Below are 2773 nucleotides of genomic sequence, written 5' to 3'. Positions count from 1 at the left end.
TGCCACATCAGGAGTAGGAGTAGGAGTGTTAGGAGAGGTCCGATAAGGTAGAGGAGACGCATGAAACGAGTTGTTACCGAACCCTCTACATCGCCGGCGACAAATGTGTATGAGAGACAGGAGCCGGCCGACCTCCTCGCTGTCGAACGAGACATAGCCGGAGACGGGTCCCTCGGCCAGGCGGTCGTACGACACGACGGGGATGCCGGCCTCGTCGGCCCGTTCGACGGCGGAGCGCAGCGCCCGGGGGTCGAGGGGGTCGAGGACCAGCACCTCGACCCCCCGCGTGATCATGGAGTCCATCTGCTGCTGCTGGGTGGCCACGTCGTTCTGGGCGTTGACGACCTCCACGGAGCACTCCGGGCACAGCGCGCGCACGCCGCGTTCGATCTGGGGCTTGTCGTGGTTCTGCCAGCGGGGGATCAGGTTGTCCGGGAACAGCACGCCGATGTCGAGGGTGTCGTCGCCGGCCCCGTCGGCGTGCCGGTCGCCGCAGGCGGCGAGACAGGCGGTCAGCAGCACCGCGGTCGCGAGAACGGCGGCGCCGCAGGTCACCGTTGCCATCCGTGCATCCCTTCGCCGGCGGGCGGGCCGCGGGGGCGGACGCCGGACAGCGCCGGACGTCGCCCGTTTCACATGTAAGGCCAAACGGGCAAACGCCGCAATTCAGCGTCCACCGCCTCCGGCCCCGGCGGGCAGCGGCTCGTCCGCGTCCGCCGCCGGATCGTCCGGCGCCACGGCGATCTCGCTCCACACCTGTTTGCCGCCGCTGAGCGGCACCGAGCCCCAGCGTTCCGACACCGCCTCGACCAGCAGCAGGCCACGGCCGCCCGTCGCCTCCCAGTCCGTGTGCGCCGACTTCACGGGCGTGCGCGGCGACGAGTCGCTCACCGCGACCCGCAGCCGGTCACCGGCGAGGGTGAGGTCGAGCCGCGCCTGGCCCTGGGTGTGCATCAGGGCGTTCGTCACCAGCTCGGAGACGACCAGCAGCACCGCGTCCGTCCCGTCGGTGCCCTCCGCGGTGTCCGTCACGTGCCACGACCGCAGCGTCCGCGCGGTGAAGCGGCGGGCGTGGCCCGCGGCGTCGGGCGGCCGCCACAGCGTCCAGCTCGCGCGGCGCGGCTTGACCTTCGTCCCGTCGTAGCGCAGGAGCAGCAGCGCCACGTCGTCGTCCCGCCGGTCCGCGCCGCCGAGCAGGGCGTCGGCCAGCCGGCCGAGGTCGGCCGTACCGGTGGCGGACAGGCCGTCGCGGACCCGGCGCAGGCCCTCCTCCAGGCTGAGGCTCGCCGACTCGACCAGGCCGGCCGTCACGAGGGTGAGCACGGCGCCGGGGGCGAGCCCGACGACGGTCATCGGGTACCGCGGGTCCGCGACGACGCCCAGCGGGGGGCCGCCCTCCACTTCGATCTCCCGCGTGGAGCCGTCCGGGTCACGCACCAGGGGCGGCAGGTGCCCGGCGCGGACGAACCACGTGTCGCCCTCCTCCATGTCCATCGCGACGTAGCAGCAGGTGGCGAAGAGGTCGGTCTCCATCCCCATCAGCAGCCGGTTGGCGTGCGAGACGACCACGTCCGGCGAGTGGCCCTCGACGGCGTACGCCCGGATCGCCGTGCGGATCTGGCCCATGATCGTCGCCGCCCCGGCGCTGTGGCCCTGCACGTCGCCGATGACGAACGCGACATGCCGGTCGGTCAGCGGGATCACGTCGTACCAGTCGCCGCCCACGTCGAGCCCGACCGTCGCGGGCAGGTAACGGGCGATGGCCACGCCGCCCGGCAGCGCCGGGAGGGTGCGCGGCAGCAGGCTGCGCTGGAGCATCGCGGCCAGCTCGTGCTGCGCGTCGGACGCGCGGGCGCGCATCACGGCCTGCCCCACCAGCCCGGCCGCGGCCGTCAGCAGGAACCGTTCCTCCGGACCGGACTCGTGGCCCTCCTGCCAGCCGATCAGGCACACCCCGGCCAGCCGCCCGTCGGCGGGCAGCGGCAGCACGGCCAGACCGCCGGGCCCGACGTCCGCCAGGCCCGGGTCGAGCGGGGTGTCCGCCGCCCACATGCCCAGCCGGCCCTCCCGCAGCACGGCGTCCAGCGCGGGCAGCGCGGTGCCCGGCACGTGGGGCCATTCGGCGCGCCAGCTCTCCGGCCAGTCGCCGATCTCCGGCGGGTCCAGCGCGGGGATCACCAGCCGGTCGCCCTCCGACTCGGCCAGCGCGACCCGGTCGGCCCCCAGCTCGCGCAGGGCGGCGACCGCCCCCGCGCCGACGTCCGCGCCGGTGACCGCGGTGGCCTGGGTCGCCGACAGCCGCTGCACCCGCGACACCTCGTCGGCGCTCGGCCGCAGCCGGGAGGCGTCGCCCAGGACGCCCAGGACGCGTCCCGGGGCGCCGGTGGCCTCGTCCGCCAGCACCCGGCAGCGCAGGTGCAGCCAGCGCAGCTCCCCGGAGCGGCGCCGGACGCGGAACTCCATCTCCCGGCCGCCGGCCCCCACCGCGCCCGGCTCCACGATCGCCATCAGCGCGGGCAGGTCCTCCGGGACCGCGTGGGCCAGCAGGGTCTCCACGCATCCGTCGAAGCCGTCCGCGGGGATGTCCATCAGCTCCAGGGCCCGCGCGTCCGCCTCGACCAGCCCGCTGTGCAGGGCGAGCGCGAACCAGCCGAACCGGCCGCCGCCCCCCGGCCCGCCCCCCCCGCCCCCCCCCACCCCCCCCCCCCCGCCCCGCCCGCCGCCCCGCAGCCCCCCCCCGACACGCCGCGCGCACAGCCCCACCAGGCCGCGC

2 protein-coding genes are annotated in these 2773 nt (G+C 75.5%); both read right to left on the bottom strand.

Annotated features, from left to right (window positions below; translation table 11 throughout):
- On the bottom strand, positions 1 to 564 hold a 564-nt coding region (locus tag BN2279_RS07795; protein WP_159037109.1), incomplete at its 3' end, for a substrate-binding domain-containing protein.
- A gap of 102 nt (positions 565 to 666) precedes the next feature.
- The coding region (locus BN2279_RS07790) for a SpoIIE family protein phosphatase (RefSeq protein ID WP_059007806.1) at positions 667 to 2773 on the bottom strand (2107 nt) is incomplete at its 5' end.

It is taken from the genome of Streptomyces specialis, assembly GCF_001493375.1.
Lineage (GTDB): Bacteria > Actinomycetota > Actinomycetes > Streptomycetales > Streptomycetaceae > Streptomyces > Streptomyces specialis.
The sequence above is the reverse complement of the archived record's forward strand: the minus strand, read 5'-3'. Positions and strand labels throughout refer to the sequence as shown.